The sequence below is a fragment of the Pseudomonas sp. MF6751 genome, from assembly GCF_016613265.1.
GTDB lineage: Bacteria > Pseudomonadota > Gammaproteobacteria > Pseudomonadales > Pseudomonadaceae > Aquipseudomonas > Aquipseudomonas fluorescens_BV.
On sequence record NZ_JAENSV010000009.1, the window covers coordinates 96,476 to 112,581 of the forward strand.

Here is a 16,106-nt window from a genome sequence, read left to right on the forward strand (position 1 = left end):
CAGGCAAGCCAGCTCCCACATAAAGATGCTCCCTGGCGCACCGCGATCTACAGTCATTATCGAGGCGGGGAGGCATAGGCCTCCCCGCATCGTTTGTGGAAACTACATGAATATTCTGATCGTTGGGCCCAGTTGGGTCGGTGACATGGTGATGGCACAGACACTGTTTCAGTGCCTGCGCCTGCGCTATCCAGACTGCCAGATCGACGTGCTCGCCCCTGAGTGGAGCCGGCCGATCCTTGAGCGCATGCCCGAGGTGCGCAAGGCCTTGAGCTTCCCGCTCGGCCACGGTGCCCTGGAGTTGGCGACCCGCCGACGCATCGGCAAGTCCATGGCGGGCCAGTACGACCAGGCGATCCTGCTGCCTAACTCGCTGAAGTCGGCGCTGGTGCCGTACTTTGCCGGTATCCCCAAGCGCACCGGCTGGCGCGGCGAGTTTCGCTATGTGCTGCTCAATGACGTACGCACCCTGGATAAAGCCCGTTACCCGTTGATGATCGAACGCTTTATGGCTTTGGCCTACGAGCCGGGCGCTGAACTGCCCAAGCCGTACCCGCGCCCCAGCTTGCAGATCGACCCGGTGACCCGTGACGCGGCGCTGGCCAAGTTCGGCCTCACTCTGGATCGGCCCGTATTGGCCTTGTGCCCGGGCGCCGAGTTTGGCGAGTCCAAGCGCTGGCCGTCGGAGCATTACGCCAAAGTCGCTGAAACTAAGATCCGCGAAGGCTGGCAGGTGTGGTTGTTCGGTTCCAAGAACGATCATTCGGTGGGTGAAGACATTCGCCAGCGCCTTATCCCCGGCCTGCGTGAAGAAGCGGTGAACCTCAGTGGCGACACGTCCCTGGCTGAGGCCATTGACCTGTTGTCGTGCGCCGACTCGGTGGTGTCAAACGACTCCGGCCTGATGCATGTGGCGGCGGCGCTGAACCGTCCGCTGGTGGCCGTGTACGGCTCCACATCCCCAGGCTTCACTCCGCCGTTGGCCGACAAGGTCGAAGTGGTGCGCCTGGGTCTGGATTGCAGCCCCTGTTTTGACCGCACATGCCGCTTCGGCCACTACAACTGCCTGCGCCAGTTGCTGCCCCAGCCGGTAACCGATGCCTTGCAGCGTTTGCAGGGCGACGTGGTCGAGGTTCACTGAGTTGCGGGTTCTGGTAATCAAGACCTCATCCCTGGGCGACGTGATCCATGCCTTGCCGGCCCTCACCGACGCAGCGCGAGCAGTTCCCGGTATTCGGTTCGACTGGGTGGTGGAAGAAGGCTTTGCCGAAATCCCAACCTGGCACCCGGCGGTCGACAAGGTCATCCCGGTAGCGATTCGCCGCTGGCGCAAGAACCTCTGGCAAACCGTCAAGAGCGGCGAATGGCGGCGCTTCAAGCAGGCGGTGCAGTCGACCAAATATGACCTGGTGATCGACGCCCAGGGCTTGCTCAAAAGCGCCTGGCTGACCCGCTATGTGCGGGCGCCCATCGCTGGCTTCGACAAAGATTCTGCGCGTGAACCTCTGGCTGCGCGCTTTTATTCGCGGCGCCTGGCCGTGGCCCGTGGGCAGCATGCGGTGGAGCGTTTGCGCCAGCTGTTCGCCGTGGCGCTGGGCTACGACCTGCCCCAACGCCTGGGCGACTACGGCCTGAGCGTTGAAAAGCTGCTCGGCCTGCCGCCGAAAAAACCGTTCGTATTGCTGCTGCACGGTACTACCTGGGACACCAAGCACTGGCCCGAAGCCTATTGGCGCGAGCTGGCCGAACGCATGGGCCGCCTGGGCGTGGACGTAAAGCTGCCGTGGGGCAACGCCGCCGAAAAGGCGCGGGCCGAACGCCTGGCCCTGGGCCTGCCCAACGCCGAAGTGTTGCCCAAGCTCAACCTGGCGGGCGTTGCCCGTGTCTTGGCGAGCGCCCGTGCCTGCGTGGCCGTCGACACCGGCCTTGGCCACTTGGCGGCGGCATTGGACGTGCCGACCATTTCCCTGTTCGGCCCCACCAACCCAGGCCTCACCGGTGCCTACGGCAAGGGCCAGATTCACTTGGCCAGCGACTGGCCGTGTGCGCCTTGCCTGCAAAAACGGTGCACTTATCAACCCACTGCCGACGACCTGCGGCGGTTCGACATCGCCCGCGAGTCGCCCCTGTGCTTCACGCGTCTGAACCCGGAGCGTGTCGCAAGCCGGCTGAGCACGTTGTTACTGGCCGAGGAGCAGCACTGATGCAACTGGCTTTTGTTCTGTACAAGTACTTTCCTTTCGGAGGCCTGCAGCGCGACTTCATGCGCATCGCCCTGGAATGCCAGCAGCGCGGCCACAGCATTCGGGTGTACACCCTGATCTGGGAAGGCGATATCCCGCCAGGCTTTGAGGTGCTGGTGGCGCCGGTCAAGGCCTTGGTCAACCACCGCCGCAACGAAAAGCTCTACGCCTGGATCCAGGCCGACCTGGCCAAGCGCCCGGTGGACCGCGTGGTGGGCTTCAACAAGATGCCGGGGTTGGACCTGTATTTTGCCGCCGACGGTGTGTTCGAGGACAAGGCCCAGACCCTGCGCAACCCGATGTATCGCTGGTTCGGGCGCTACAAGCACTTTGCCGAATACGAGCGCGCCGTGTTCGATAAAAACGCCAAGACGCAGATCATGGTGTTGTCCGAGCATCAGCAACAGCTGTTTACCCAGTATTACGGCACCCAGGCCGAGCGTTTTCACCTGTTGCCACCGGGTATTGCCCGCGACCGCCGCGCGCCGCCGAACGCCGCCGAGATCCGCGCCGAGTTCCGCGCTGAATTCGGCTTGGCCGAGGATGATCTGCTGTTGGTGCAGATCGGTTCGGGGTTCAAGACCAAGGGGGTCGACCGCAGCCTCAAGGCGCTGGCCGCACTGCCTTCGCGGCTGAAGAAACGCACCCGGCTATTTGTAATCGGCCAGGACGACCCCAAAGTATTCCAATTGCAGAGCGCGGCGCTGGGCCTGGGCGACCAGGTGCAGTTCTTCAAGGGCCGCAATGATATTCCGCGTTTCCTGCTGGGGGCGGACCTGTTGATTCACCCCGCGTACAACGAGGCGGCCGGCATGGTGCTGGTCGAAGCGGTGGTCGCCGGCCTCCCGGTACTGGTGAGCCAGGTGTGCGGCTACGCGTTCTACATCGACAAGGCCCAGAGCGGCCGGGTGTTGGACGAGCCGTTCGAGCAAACCCAGCTCAACCAGTATCTGGTCGATATGCTCGACGACCCACAAGCGCGTGCGACCTGGAGTCGCAATGGTCTGGCCTTCGCCGAGACGGCCGACCTCTTTAGCATGCCGCAGTACGCTGCGGACCTGATTCTGGCGGAGCCAAACCGATGAAGTTGATTCTAGCCGAACCCTTCAAGACCCTCTGGGCCGGACGCGATGCGTTTGCCGAGGTCGAGAAGCTGGAAGGCCAGGTGTTCCGCGAGCTGGCCGCTCGCCGTACGTTGCGTACGGTGGTCGAGGGCCAGCCTTATTTTGTGAAGATCCACCGTGGGATCGGCTGGGGCGAAATCCTCAAAAACCTGGTTACTGCCAAATTACCGGTGTTGGGCGCGGGCCAGGAGTGGGTGGCGATCCAGCGCTTGCAGGCGCTTGGCGTACCGACCATGACCGCCGTGGCGTTCGGTGAAAAAGGCAGCAACCCGGCCGACCAGCACTCGTTCATCATCACCCAGGAACTGACCCCCATCATCAGCCTGGAAGACCTGACCCTGGACTGGGTCAAGCAACCGCCCGTGCCGGCGATCAAGCATGCCTTGACCCTTGAGCTGGCGCGTACCGTGGGCGCGATGCACCGGGGCGGCGTCAACCACCGTGACTGCTACCTCTGCCATTTCCTGCTGCACACCGACCGGCCTATCAGCGTCGACAACCTCAAGCTGTCGGTGATCGACCTGCACCGTGCCCAGGTGCGTGCGACGATCCCCGTGCGCTGGCGCAACAAAGACTTGGCCGGCCTGTATTACTCCGCGTTGGAGATCGGCTTGACCCAGCGCGACAAGCTGCGTTTTCTCAAGGCCTACTTCCAGCAGCCGCTGCGCCAGATCCTGGCGGAGCAAACCGCGCTGTTGTCTGCGCTGCAACGCATGGCAGCAAAGCTGTATGCGCGTAAACAACGATACGGGGATGCGATCTGATGGCGGGTTGGAATCTGGAACCTGCCTACGCCGCCCTCGCGGATGACTTTGGAAGCCTGGACGCGGTGTTCGCCTTGCAAGGCGAGCGGCTGACCCGCGACCCGTTGTCGGAAGTGATTCGGGTGGAGCGTGGCGGGGTCAATTATTACGTCAAGCGCTACGTAGGTGCCGGCAAGGGCCTGCGTCGTTACCTGGGCAGGCCGCGGGTGAAATCCGAATGGCAGAACCTCAAGCGTTTCGCCAAGTGGGGCATCCCCACCGCCGACGTGGTGGCCTGGGGCCTGGACCGCAAGGGCCTGGCCTATAACCGTGGCGCCATGATCACCCGTGAACTGCCCAAGACCGAAGATCTGTCGGTGCTGGCCGAGCGTCACGATGAGCGCCTCAAAGACCCCCGGTGGGTCGATGGCATCAGCCGCCAGCTCGCCGAATACACGCGCACCATGCACGATCACCGCTTCACCCATAACGACTTGAAGTGGCGCAACCTGCTGGTGGACGATCAGCGCACCCTGTACCTGATCGACTGCCCCAACGGTGATTTCTGGCGCGGCTTCTGGCTCAAGTACCGCATCACCAAGGACCTGGCCTGCCTGGACAAAGTCGCCAAGTATCACTTGTCGGCCACCCAGCGCCTGCGTTTCTACCTGCAATATCGCCAGCGCGCGCACCTGACCGCGTCGGACAAACAGCGAATTCGCCATGTGGTGAAGTTTTTCGAGGGACGCGAATGAGTGACTTCCTGGCGGCTGAAGACCGCGCTCTGCTTGAGCGCAACGGCCTGGCGACCTTCGACGCCCTGTGGGCCAAGCAACTGGATGCGGTGGACGAGCCGAACACCAGCGGCGACGGTTGGAGCAGTGTCTATCGCCTGGAGCTTGAGGGGCAGGGCTACTACCTCAAGCGCCAGAGCAACTACCTCACGCGCACCTTGCACCGGCCGTTTGGTGAGCCGAGTTTTGCCCGCGAGTTTCGCAACATCAGCCTGTATCGAAAGCTCGGCATCCCGGCCCTGCAAGCGGCGTTCTTCGGTGAGCGCAAGGTCAAGGGTGAGCGCCGGGCGATGCTGCTCACCCGTGCGCTGGATGGCTGGAATGACCTGGACTCGTTGCTGGAGCAGTGGTCGCAATTGAGCGCAGCCCAGCACAGTGCGATCCTGTTGGCGTGCGGCAAGCTGGCGCGTCATCTGCACAGCGTCGGGCAAGTGCATGGCTGTTTTTACCCCAAGCATATTTTCCTGCAGCCTGCCGGTGAGGGGTATGCCGCACAGTTGATCGACCTGGAGAAAACCCGCCCGCTGTTGTTTGGCTGGCGTGACCGGGTCAAGGACCTGGAACCTTTGCTGCGACGCGCGCCGCAATGGTCGGATGCGCAGGTGCGCCAACTGCTGGCGGCGTACCTTGAGCAGCCCGAGGACAGTGCCCTGGTGTCGACTTGGCACCAGCGCCTGACCGCGCGCCGCAGCCATAAGGAGAACCGCTGATGCGTTTATCCGAGCTGAAAACGGCTGGGCGTACCCCCAGCCTGCCACTGACCCTCGACCTGGCGGATGCCGCCGGCCCTGGGCAATTGCAATTGCTGAGCCTGCTGCGGGTGTTGCCGGGGCAGCGCTACGTGGGTGCCGCTGTGTGGCGGGGGCGCCCGGTGTTGGCCAAGTTGTTGGTGGGCAGCAAGGCGGCGCGGCATTTTCAGCGTGAGCTCGCGGGTGTGCGTCTGTTGGCTGAGCAAGGCCTGACCACGCCGTTGCTGCTGGCCGATGGCTTGCAGGACGGCGAGGGCGGTTGGCTGCTGTTTGAATTTATCGAGGGGGCCCAAAGCCTGTCCGACGCTTGGCTCGCCGTCGAAAACCTGCCGCCGTTGGCGGATGAACAAACCGCTGTGCTCGCCGAAGCGCTGGGCGCGATCGCCCAGATGCATGCCAAGGGCCTGTGGCAAGAAGACCTGCACCTGGACAACTTGCTACGCAAGGATGGCAAGCTGTATCTGATCGATGGCGCCGGCATTCGTGTCGAAGAGGCGGGCAAGGCGTTGTCGCGCAATCGAGTGCTGGAGAACCTCGGTGTGTTCTTCGCCCAGCTGCCGAAAAACCTCGAGCCCTTTACCGAGGAGTTGCTGGTGTATTACTTGCTGGCCAACGGCGAACACGCCTTGCCAATGCAAGCCCTGGAAAAACAGGTGCGTAAAGTCAGCGCCTGGCGTTTGAGAGACTACCTGGACAAGACCGGCCGCGAATGCACGCTGTTCAGTGTGGTGCGCGGCGCTTTTGGCTTGCGTGCGATCCGCCGCGAAGAGGAAGCCGCGATGGTGCCGGTGCTTGAGCAAGCCGATGCGTTGCTCGACCAGGGTCACCTGTACAAGACCGGTGGCGCGGCGAGCGTGGCCAAGGTCGACGTGGCCGGCCGGCCGCTGGTGATCAAGCGCTACAACATCAAGGGTTTTGCCCATTGGCTCAAGCGCTTCTGGCGCCCGAGCCGCGCCTGGCACTCCTGGCGCGAAGGCAACCGCCTGGCCTTCCTGGGCTTCGCCACACCCAAGCCGCTGGCGGTGCTGGAGAAACGGTTCCTGTGGTTGCGCAGCCGCGCCTATCTGGTCACCGAATACCTGCCTGGGCCGGACATCATCGAGCGCTTTGCGCCGTATGTGGAGAGCGGCGAGGCGCCCGAGAGCGAGTTGCAGGCGCTGGACCAGTTGTTTGCCGACTTGATCCGCGAGCGCATCAGCCATGGGGATTTCAAAGGCCATAACCTGTTCTGGAGCGACGGGCGCTGGGCGATGATTGACCTGGATGCCATGTGCCAGCACCCATCCGCTGCCAGCTTTACGCCGGCCTATGCCAAAGACCGTGCAAGGTTTATGCGTAACTGGCCGCAAGACAGTGCGTTGTACCAGGTGATTGACCAGCGCTTGCCCAAAGAGGCGGGTGTCGGCAGTTAAACCTATCGCGGGCAAGCCCGCTCCCACACTTGATCTGTGAACGCGGTCAAAATGTGGGAGCGGGCTTGCCCGCGATGGCGCCCGTCCAGGCGCTGCATTCAGAACTGGTACTGCGCCCCAGCCCCCGCATACCACGATCGCCCCGGCGCCGCTTCGTAATAGCGGTTATTGCCATCCCCCACAATCACCGACCCTACGTACTGACGATCCAGCAGATTATCCAGGCGCAGGGTCTGGTGAAAGGTCCAGTGCTCTACCTTCTGCTCAAACCGTGCGCGCCAGTTGAAGACGCTGTAGGCCGGCGCGGCGTGTTGTTGGTTGGTGTCTTCTACGTAGACCTTGCTGTGGTACATGCCTTCGATGGCGGTGCTGACCCAGTCCCGTGGTTTCCAGTTCAGTTCGGCGAACAGGGTGGTTTGTGGCACGCCGGGGAGGTAGTTGCCTTTGTCGATGGTGTTGGCGCCGCTGGTAAAGTCGCTGTCGTAGGTTGCGTGCAGGCGGGTGTAGGCGAGGCTGGTGCTCCAGTGGTCGCTCAGCTGGCTTTCAATACCCAGTTCGAAGCCGCGGCGCAACGTGCGACCGGCGTTCTGGTAGCTGGTACGGCCACCGATGGATTGCTGCACCACCAGTTCGTCCTCGGTGGTGATCTGGAAAATGGCGGCGTTGATCCGCGTGTTGTTCAGTTGCGCTTTCACGCCCATTTCATATTGCGTGCTTTCAGACGGCTTCAAGCCGAAGTTGAAGCCCTCGGCGTTGCCCGGTGCATAGGCCAACTCGGCCTGAGTCGGGGTTTCAAAGCCTTTGCCTGCGCTGATGTAGGCGTGCAAGTCGGGGGTGAGCGCGTACATCACGCTCATCGAAGGGGTGTTTTTCTGGTAGGTCTTGTTGCCGCTGGCGTCGCCATTGCTCAGGAACTGATCATCGACGTCCATCTGCATCGTGCTGTGGCGCACGCCGGCTTGCAGGGTCCAGCGGTCGAGGGCCCAGTTGGCTTGGATATACGGGTCGAGGCTGCGAGCCGTGTCGATTTCGTCGCGGCGTAGTTGGCCTTTCACGCCGAGGGCATTGCCGCTGTAGTTCTGATAGCCATGGCGGCTGTCTTCGCTTTGGTCGAAGTCCAGGCCGGTAATGATCATCAGCTCACCAGGCGCGCTTTCGATGGGCTGCATCCAGCGCACGCTGCCGCCGTAGAACTTTCGATCAAATTGCACCACGCCACCGCCGCGTTCGTTGGCGGGCGTGCCTTTGGGGATCGACAGGTACTGAATCACACTGCGCCGCCCGGTGTAGGCATTGACCTGCAAGGTCGCGCCACCGAAATACCGCTCGTAATTCATCCCCAATTGCTGATGATCGATACTTTTACGCGTGTTGTAGTTCAGCGCATTGGCGCTTACCGAGCGCGGTTCGGCCTTGTACGCTGCCCAGGTCTGCCCCAGTGGATCTTGCGTACCGTTCTGCTCCAGGCTGCTGTAGATCAATGCCAGCTTGCTGTCGTCATCGGGCTCGACATTGAGCTTGGCGAAGGTCTGGTCGCGGCGCGCGCTGCTGTGATCGCGGTAGCCGTTGGTGTCCATGCGCGAGGCGTCGAGCACAAACCCGGCGCCATTCGCCGCTCCCTCGGCGCTGAGGTGGTTCTTGTTCAGGCCGTCGCTGCCCACCAGGGTTTCGGCGCCGATACGCGGCGGGCCTTCACCGTCGCGAGAGAACATCTGGATCACGCCCCCGGCGTTGCTGCCATACAGCGTCGCCGCCGGGCCGCGCAGCACTTCGATGCGCTCGGCCGTGTCGAGGTTGAACGTCGCGGCCTGGCCCTGGCCATCCGGGGTACTGGCGGGGATGCCGTCGGCGATCAGCTTGATGCCGCGCACGCCGAATGCTGAACGGGCGCCGAAGCCTCGGGACGAGATCTGCAGGTCTTGCGCGTAATTCTGACGGTTCTGCACCACCAGGCCGGGCACGCGGGACAGGGCTTCGGAGGCGTTGATGCCGAGCTGGCCGTCACTGATCTGCTCGCGGTTGATGCCGTCCACGGAATAGGGCAAATCGAACGTCGGGCTGGCGCTGCGCGAGCCGGTGACCACGCTGGGGTCAAGTATCAGCGGCGTATCGTCGGCCTGGGCATTGCTGCACAGGCCCAGCAAGAGCAGGGCAAGGCGGCAGGGAGTGGATGATGTCATGAGGGGGCCGGGTCTGTGGCGCAGCGCAACTGAATGGCGTAGGCGCAAATGCCGCCAGTTTAACGGTTCCCCTGGATTTTTCCGAATTCACAACACTGGGCGGAACAGGAAGTTTCCCACGCGTTGCGACGGCGCTTGTAGGCTCCTGATTCGTTGGGTTAGCGAAGCGGGAGCTGCTAGATTTCGGTTCCTCCAAAAAAGAAGAGCCGAAAACATGCGCACAACGAGCATGAAGTTACTGGTGCTGGGGAGCATCGCATTAACCATGGCTGGCTGCGGAACTGTTACTACCGCGTTTCGCGAGGATGCCGCCACAGTTCGATCACTCAAGGCCAATAAAACCTATTGTCAGTCCGTTCCCCGTATTTACAGCGGGGTGACTTATAACCTGTGTATCTTGAATGGCCCGCCGAACTCCCGCGGCGATGTGGCAGTGAACAATGTGCCATGGACGCTCATTGATATCCCGCTCTCGGGCATCACGGACACGCTCCTGCTGCCCTACACGGTCTACCGGCAAAGCGCCGACGGTAGCATTGAACTCCAATAATCCGCTGAGCTTGCCGCTAACAGCTTCCCCCTGCTTTTAAGCTATAATCCCGCCCTTTAGCTGTTTCCCGCCCCGGCGGGAAACACACTTTTTTCAGGCGCGATGCGTCTGCATGCAGACTAAAAGAGGCTAGACCCCAGTGGCATTGACGATTCTTGGCCTGTCCGGCGCCCTTAGCCATGATCCTTCCGCAGCCCTGTATATCGACGGCAAGCTGATTGCGGCCGCCGAAGAAGAGCGCTTCGTACGCGACAAACATGCAAAGAACCGCATGCCCTACGAGTCGGCGAAGTTCTGCCTGGAGCAGGCTGGCATCAAGCCTTCGGACGTTGACGTGGTGGCGATCCCGTTCGCCCCGATCAGCCTGTTCGGCGAGGCGCGCTGGCACTACGCCAAGCGTTACTGGTACGCCCCGGACCGCGCTCTCGACGCGATCCTGATGGGCAACCGTCGCTACAAGCGCTATCGCAACAAGATCGTCTGGTGCCTGGAGCAACTGGGCTTCGATCCGAAGAAAATCAAGATTGAACCGGTAGAACACCACCTGGCTCACGCCTCCAGCGCCTACCACTGCTCGGGCTTCCAGGAAAAAACCGCGATCCTGGGCATTGACGGCAAGGGCGAGTACGCCACTACCTTCTTTGGCTACGGCGAAAACGGCAAGATCCACAAGATCAAGGAATTCTACGATCCGGACTCCCTCGGCGGCCTGTACGGCGCAATCACCGAGTTCCTCGGTTTCGAAATGCTCGACGGTGAGTTCAAGGTCATGGGCATGGCGCCGTACGGCGATGCCAGCAAATACGACTTCTCGCGCCTGGCCTCCTTTGAAAACGGCGAACTGGTGATCAACACCGACTACGCCAACGTCATCGGCCTGCGCCGCTACAAAGAGAAGGGCAAGGGTTTCTACTTCTCGCCAAAACTGATCGAGTGGCTGGGGCCGAAACGCGAAGGCGACATCGCCGACGAACCGTACATCCACTATGCAGCCAGCATGCAGGCGCTGTTCGAAAAACTGGCCTTGCAGATGATCGACCACTACCTGGGCGACATCCTCAAGGACACCGGCAAGCTCGCCTTCGCCGGCGGCTGTGCGCTGAACGTCAAGCTGAACCAGAAAATCATTGCCCGTGACGACGTCAAAGAGCTGTTCGTACAGCCGGCTTCCGGCGATGCCGGCACCGCCGTCGGCGCGGCGGCCTATGTGTCCCATGCCCGTGGCGTACCGGTCGAGAAGATGGAACACGTCTACCTCGGCCCGTCCTACAGCAACGAAGACGTGATCGCCGCGTGCGCCAAGCACGAGAGCAAGCCGAACTGGCGCAAGATCGAGAACATGCCTAAGCGCATTGCCAAGATCATGGTCGACGGCAATCCGGTCGCCTGGTTCCAGGGCCGCATGGAGTTTGGCCCGCGTGCCTTGGGCGGTCGTTCGATCATCGGTTGCCCGAGTGCGACCGGCGTGGCGGATCGCATCAACCACCAGATCAAGTTCCGCGAGCGTTGGAGGCCTTTCTGCCCGTCGATGCTCGACACCGTTGCCCCGCAGATGATCAAGGTCGATCATCCGGCGCCGTTCATGACCTTCACCTTTGAAGTCGCCGAAGAGTGGAAGACCCGTGTACCGGAAGTGGTGCACGAAGACGGTACTTCCCGCGCCCAGGTGCTCAAGCGCGAATACAACCCGCGCTACTACGACATGATGAAAGAGCTGGAAGTGCTGACCGGTAACGGCGTGTCCCTGAACACCTCGCTCAACCGTCGTGGCGAAGCGATGATCTGCTCGCCGACCGACGCGCTGAACATGTTCTTCGGCTCGGACCTGCAGTACCTGATCATGGAAGACATCCTGGTGGTCAAGGATGGCGTGGACCCTTATGACGCCGTGGTTTAAATGCTGAACCGCTTCCAGGGCTGGCGTGAACGTGGCTGGGCGCCTGTCGAGGCCGAGGTTTACGCCCAGGCCTGGCAGCGTTACGGCGGCAGTGTGGCGACCCATCCCCAGGTGATCGAGCGGTTGGCCGGGCTGGCGCAGATACCTGTGCGCTACCTGGGCTGGGAGCACGGTGGTGAACTCAAGGGGGCGATCGCCACCTGGGGGCGCGACCTGGCGCTGTCCAAGGATGTGCTCAAGCGCAGTGGCAAGAAAGGCCTGTTTGACCTGGGCAACGCCGAGATCATCCTGCCGATTGCTGCCGATGCGCAGGTGCCGTTGCGGCATCGTGCGCGCTACCTGTCGACGCTCAATCAAGGGCGCGTGAGCACCCTCAAGCCCCAGGCCGAGCAATTGGCCATGGCGCGTACTCCCGAAGACCTGTCGAAGAAGTTTCGCTACAACCAGCGGCGCGAACTGCGCCTGTTGGAAGAGGCGGGCGGCGTGGTAAGGGCGGTCAGTGAGTTTTCCAGCGTAGAACTGGCGGCGATCTATTGCGACCTGTTCCAGCGTCGTTGGGGCTTCCCGGCGGCGGGCGCGGCGCGTCTGGCCGAGGTGCTGGAGTTGCTCAAGGAATTCCTGTTCGGCTCGGTGCTGTTTCTGAACGACGCGCCGATTGCAGTGCAATTGGTGTATCAGGTGCAGTCCAACGAGTGGTTCAGCGCCGAGTATGTCAATGGCGGCGTCGACCCTGAAACCCGTGCATTCAGCCCCGGCAGCGTGCTGAGTTTTCTCAATACCCAAAGTGCCTGGGAGCAGGCGCGGGCGGCGAACAAGTCGCTGCGCTTCTCCTTCGGGCGTTCCGACCGTGAATACAAGGAGCGCTGGTGCAACCCGGTGCCGGTCTTCAGTGTATGAGCCGTAAACAGCAACTGCTCAAGCGCCATCGGCGTAACAAGCGTATTGCGCTATTGATCGGCGTGCTGGTGTTGGTCGCCACCGGCGTACTGGTGGCCTGGTGGTTGCCGCTGATCCTTGCGGTGCTGCTGTGGGCCGCCCATGAAGCCTGGTTTGCCGATCACCTGTTTTACTCGCCCAAAGACAGCTATGAGTATGCCTTCCCGGCTGGCAGCGAACAGCCCGGCTTGCGCCTGGAGGCGGGCCGGCTGTTGCTGGATGCGCCGTTGGCGGCGGATGAAACCCTGATCGTCGGCATTGAGTTGAAAAGTACCTGGCTGGGGCGTTTCTTCGATCCTGCGGTAGACCTGTTGGGCCTGCAAAGCCCGGACCGGCAAGCCTTCGAGCGCGGCGTCGCTGGGCGGCGTTATCTGAACCTGACTGGCGCCGCCGAAGCCTTGGCCGCGGGCAAGCTCAAATTGCGCGGGCGTTTTTGCCGGATCAAGGGGCAGCCGACGCTGTGGCGCTTTCGCCAGCCGGACTATCGCCAGCAACGTGTGATGGTGATCGCGCCCCATGCCGACGATGCCGAGCTGGCTGCGTTCAGCCTTTACAGCCAGGCGACTGAAAGCTGGATCGTCACGCTGACGGCCGGTGAAATCGAAGCCGAGCATTATCAGCACATGGGCCTGCCCAAGGCTGATGCTGCGCGCCTCAAGGGCCGTTTGCGAGCCTGGGACAGCGTCGCCGTGCCCCGCTGGGCGGGCGTGCCCGAGGCGCAGTGCGTGCAGTTGGGGTACTTCTGCATGCAGTTGCAAGCCATGCAGGCCGCGCCAGATCAGCCTCAAGCCTCCCGCGAAGCCGATTTGGCCGATACGCGGCTGTTTCGCCAGTTCAATGGTTTTATCCTGCCTGGCGATGCTGATGGTGCCCCGACCTGGCATAACCTGATCGCCGACCTGCGGGCGCTGCTGCTCAAGGCGCGGCCCCAGGTCATCGTCTTACCCACGCCGTTGCTGGACCCTCACGCCGACCATATCTGCGCCCACGCGGCAGTGCTGGAAGCTTTGCAGGGCCTGGAGTGGCAGCCCGACACATTGCTCGGCTACGCCAATCACCTGCATGATAACGACCGCTGGCCAATGGGCGATTCCGGCGCTGGCGTGGCGCTGCCGCCACGTTTCGATGGTGCTGTGGAACTGGTGCCGTGCAGTTTCGCCCTCGCCTTGAGCCAGCAGCAGGACAAGGCCATGGCCCTGGGCATGATGCACGACCTGCAGCCGCCAGCGCCGTTCAAGCGTCGAGTGCGTAGGTGGTTGCAGCAACTGCTGGCGGGCCGTAGTCCATCGCCCTATGGCGAGAACGAATTCTTCCGCAAGGCCGTGCGCCGTCACGAGCTGTTGTGGGTCCTGAAGCAGGACTGAGAGCCGATTGAAGGCAGGCCGTTATGCGCCTGTCGCCCTTTTTACCGGGCTGCGTGCCCGTAGCCAGATCGCTGCATGGAGAGTTATGAAGCCTCGTTTCAAGGTTTTGCAGTTACAGCCGGACTACAACGTCAAGACCCATGACTTCGCGGACTTGGGTGAGCAAATCGTCAAATCCCTGCCGGCTGAGCGCTTCGAGGTGACCTCCGGATTTCTCAGTGGGCGCCCGCTGCCCGGCCAGCCCCTGAGCGTGGCCGAGCACTCCCATTATTTCGAGCTGCCGGAGAAGTCCCTCAAGGGCATTCGCTTTGGCGCCATGTGGCAGATCTACAAGTACTGCCGCGAGCAGAAGTTCGACGTGGTCATCTGTAACCGCTTCAAGTCGGTGAACATGATGCTGTCGCTCAACCGCTGGTTGAAGATCCCGCTGTGCATCGGCATCTCCCACGGCTTTGGCGAGTACGCCCGTGGTTACCGTCGGCGTCAAACCCAGCGCTGGGTCAGCCCGGCGTGGCGCTTTGTCGGGGTGTCCGAAGCGGTCAAGGACTACCTGGTAGACCTCAACTGCGGATTCACCCGTGAGAACACCACGTACGTCACCAACGCTATCGACATTCCCCAGGCCGAGGCTTTGCAGCTGTCTCGTGAGGACGCGCGCAAGGCCCTGGGCCTGCCAATGGATGCACGGATGATCGGCGCCCTGGGCCGCCTCGTGCCGATCAAAGGCCATACCCATCTGCTGCAAGCCTTCGCCACGCTCAAGGACAAATACCCTGAGGCGCAGGTGGGGATTATTGGTTCTGGCCGTGCCGAAGCCGACCTGCGTGCCGACATCGAGCGCCTCGGCCTGACCGGCCGTGCGCATTTGCTGGGCTTTCGCGAAGACGGCATGAAGTACGTGCGCGGCTTCGATATCTGGACCATGCCGTCGCTGTTCGAAGGCCTGGGCCTGGCCTTGCTGGAAGGCATGAGCGGCCACCTTCCGGTGATCGCCTCCAACGGCCCGGCGATGCTGCCACTGGTGCAGGGCGCGGGCGGCTTGTCCCATGATCCGGGTAATGTCGAACAATTGGCTGCGGCCCTGGACACTTACCTGGCCATGAGCGATGAACAATTGCGCGCCAAGGGTGAGGAGGTGTTCCGCTATCTGGAGGCCAACCACACCCTCGACGAGTTCAAGCACAAGTACCTGACCCTGATTGAAACCGGTTTGCGTGAAGTAGGTAGAGCATGAATCAGCAACAACCTCTGGTCTCGGTGATCATCGCTTCCTACAACCATGGCCAGTACATCGAGCAAAGCATTCTTAGTGTGCTGGGGCAGACCTACCCCAATATCGAGCTGTTGGTAGTCGACGACGGCTCCAAAGATGACAGCGTCGAACGCATCCAGCGCTTGCAGGCCGAGCACGGCTTTGATTTCCAGGTGCAGCAGAACCAAGGGCTCAGCGCGACCTTGAACGGTGCGATTGCTCGCGCCAAGGGTAGCCTGATCGCACCGTTCGGCTCGGATGACATCATGTTGCCGGACCGTATTGCCACCCAGGTGGCGTATATGGATGGCAAGCCGAAGGTGGGCATGTGTGCTGGCAATATCGAGCTGATCGACGGGGATGGCAACCTGCACCCGGAGAAGAAACAGCGTCGCGACGTGCCGTTTCGACGTCTGGACTTCGATGACCTGTTCTTGGACCGCAAGCCGTTTCCACCGGCGCCGACCATGCTGATTCGCCGCGAAGTGCTGGAGGAGGTCGGTGGTTTCGACCCGCAGATTCCCCTGGAAGACTTGCTGATCCAACTGAAGATTACGGCGGCGGGCTACACCATTGACGCCCTTGACGTGGTGATGGCCAAGTATCGCCAGCACGCCAGCAACACCTACAAGAACCACCGCTACATGATCCAGAACATCCTCAAGACCTACGCCAAGTTCAGCGAGCATCCGGCCTATGACGCGGTTCGCTACAACTTCCTGAACTCGATGTTTCTCAAGACCGCCGACCGCGACCGCCCGTTGGCGCGGGAGGTTCTCAAGCAGATCCCTTTGAAGTTCTGGGGGCGCAAGACCTTGCGCGGGCTGGTGCGGTTGTATCTGGCGCCGCTCAAAAACTGAAT

14 protein-coding genes are annotated in these 16,106 nt (G+C 62.0%); 13 read left to right on the forward strand and 1 reads right to left on the reverse strand.

All coding sequences use genetic code 11. The features are described from left to right. Nucleotides 1-106: 106 nt before the first annotated feature. From waaF to JJD66_RS10690, 7 genes are read left to right on the forward strand one after another with little or no spacing between them, the layout of a single operon-like run. Nucleotides 107-1,141 carry a lipopolysaccharide heptosyltransferase II gene (gene waaF / locus JJD66_RS10660; RefSeq protein ID WP_060764898.1) on the forward strand — a complete coding sequence of 345 codons (1,035 nt, stop codon included), beginning with the start codon at nt 107-109 and terminating at the stop codon, nt 1,139-1,141. Between the two features lies 1 nt (nt 1,142). Then, nucleotides 1,143-2,204 carry a lipopolysaccharide heptosyltransferase I gene (gene waaC / locus JJD66_RS10665; protein WP_200648117.1) on the forward strand — a complete coding sequence of 354 codons (1,062 nt, stop codon included), beginning with the start codon at nt 1,143-1,145 and terminating at the stop codon, nt 2,202-2,204. Continuing rightward, nucleotides 2,204-3,328: a glycosyltransferase family 4 protein gene (locus JJD66_RS10670; RefSeq protein WP_014716627.1), complete on the forward strand. Its 1,125-nt coding sequence runs from the start codon at nt 2,204-2,206 to the stop codon at nt 3,326-3,328. Before waaC ends, JJD66_RS10670 begins: the two co-directional genes overlap by 1 nt. Then, nucleotides 3,325-4,131, forward strand: coding sequence for a lipopolysaccharide core heptose(I) kinase RfaP (gene rfaP, locus JJD66_RS10675; protein WP_200648118.1), 807 nt, complete (start codon nt 3,325-3,327; stop codon nt 4,129-4,131). The genes JJD66_RS10670 and rfaP overlap by 4 nt, the downstream gene beginning before the upstream one ends. Beyond that, nucleotides 4,131-4,865, forward strand: a complete 735-nt coding sequence (locus JJD66_RS10680; RefSeq protein WP_003187993.1) for a lipopolysaccharide kinase InaA family protein — start codon at nt 4,131-4,133, stop codon at nt 4,863-4,865. Before rfaP ends, JJD66_RS10680 begins: the two co-directional genes overlap by 1 nt. Continuing rightward, nucleotides 4,862-5,614 carry a lipopolysaccharide kinase InaA family protein gene (locus JJD66_RS10685; RefSeq protein WP_032904063.1) on the forward strand — a complete coding sequence of 251 codons (753 nt, stop codon included), beginning with the start codon at nt 4,862-4,864 and terminating at the stop codon, nt 5,612-5,614. The genes JJD66_RS10680 and JJD66_RS10685 overlap by 4 nt, the downstream gene beginning before the upstream one ends. After that, complete coding sequence (locus JJD66_RS10690) at nt 5,614-7,065, forward strand: lipopolysaccharide kinase InaA family protein (RefSeq protein ID WP_198714738.1); 1,452 nt, start codon at nt 5,614-5,616, stop codon at nt 7,063-7,065. The genes JJD66_RS10685 and JJD66_RS10690 overlap by 1 nt, the downstream gene beginning before the upstream one ends. 98 nt (nt 7,066-7,163) lie before the next feature. Here the strand turns inward: JJD66_RS10690 and JJD66_RS10695 are convergent, their stop codons facing one another. Then, on the reverse strand, nt 7,164-9,245 hold the full coding sequence (locus JJD66_RS10695) for a TonB-dependent receptor family protein (protein ID WP_200648119.1): 2,082 nt from the start codon (nt 9,243-9,245) through the stop codon (nt 7,164-7,166). Nucleotides 9,246-9,459: 214 nt separating this feature from the next. On the opposite strand from JJD66_RS10695, the gene JJD66_RS10700 reads away from it, so the two are divergent. From JJD66_RS10700 to JJD66_RS10725, 6 genes are all read left to right on the forward strand, one after another. Then, nucleotides 9,460-9,795 (forward strand): YceK/YidQ family lipoprotein, encoded by a 336-nt coding sequence (locus JJD66_RS10700; RefSeq protein WP_038448608.1) that lies wholly within the window; start codon nt 9,460-9,462, stop codon nt 9,793-9,795. Nucleotides 9,796-9,934: 139 nt separating this feature from the next. Further along, the gene (locus JJD66_RS10705) at nt 9,935-11,692 is read left to right on the forward strand and encodes a carbamoyltransferase family protein (RefSeq protein ID WP_014716634.1); all 1,758 of its coding nucleotides are present in this window, start codon (nt 9,935-9,937) and stop codon (nt 11,690-11,692) included. Beyond that, complete coding sequence (locus JJD66_RS10710; RefSeq protein WP_105225529.1) at nt 11,693-12,589, forward strand: GNAT family N-acetyltransferase; 897 nt, start codon at nt 11,693-11,695, stop codon at nt 12,587-12,589. Next, the gene (locus tag JJD66_RS10715) at nt 12,586-13,992 is read left to right on the forward strand and encodes a PIG-L family deacetylase (RefSeq protein ID WP_200648120.1); all 1,407 of its coding nucleotides are present in this window, start codon (nt 12,586-12,588) and stop codon (nt 13,990-13,992) included. Before JJD66_RS10710 ends, JJD66_RS10715 begins: the two co-directional genes overlap by 4 nt. An 85-nt stretch (nt 13,993-14,077) precedes the next feature. Then, nucleotides 14,078-15,226 carry a glycosyltransferase family 4 protein gene (locus JJD66_RS10720; RefSeq protein ID WP_197881077.1) on the forward strand — a complete coding sequence of 383 codons (1,149 nt, stop codon included), beginning with the start codon at nt 14,078-14,080 and terminating at the stop codon, nt 15,224-15,226. Next, nucleotides 15,223-16,104, forward strand: coding sequence for a glycosyltransferase (locus JJD66_RS10725; RefSeq protein WP_034125626.1), 882 nt, complete (start codon nt 15,223-15,225; stop codon nt 16,102-16,104). Before JJD66_RS10720 ends, JJD66_RS10725 begins: the two co-directional genes overlap by 4 nt. Nucleotides 16,105-16,106: the final 2 nt, after the last annotated feature.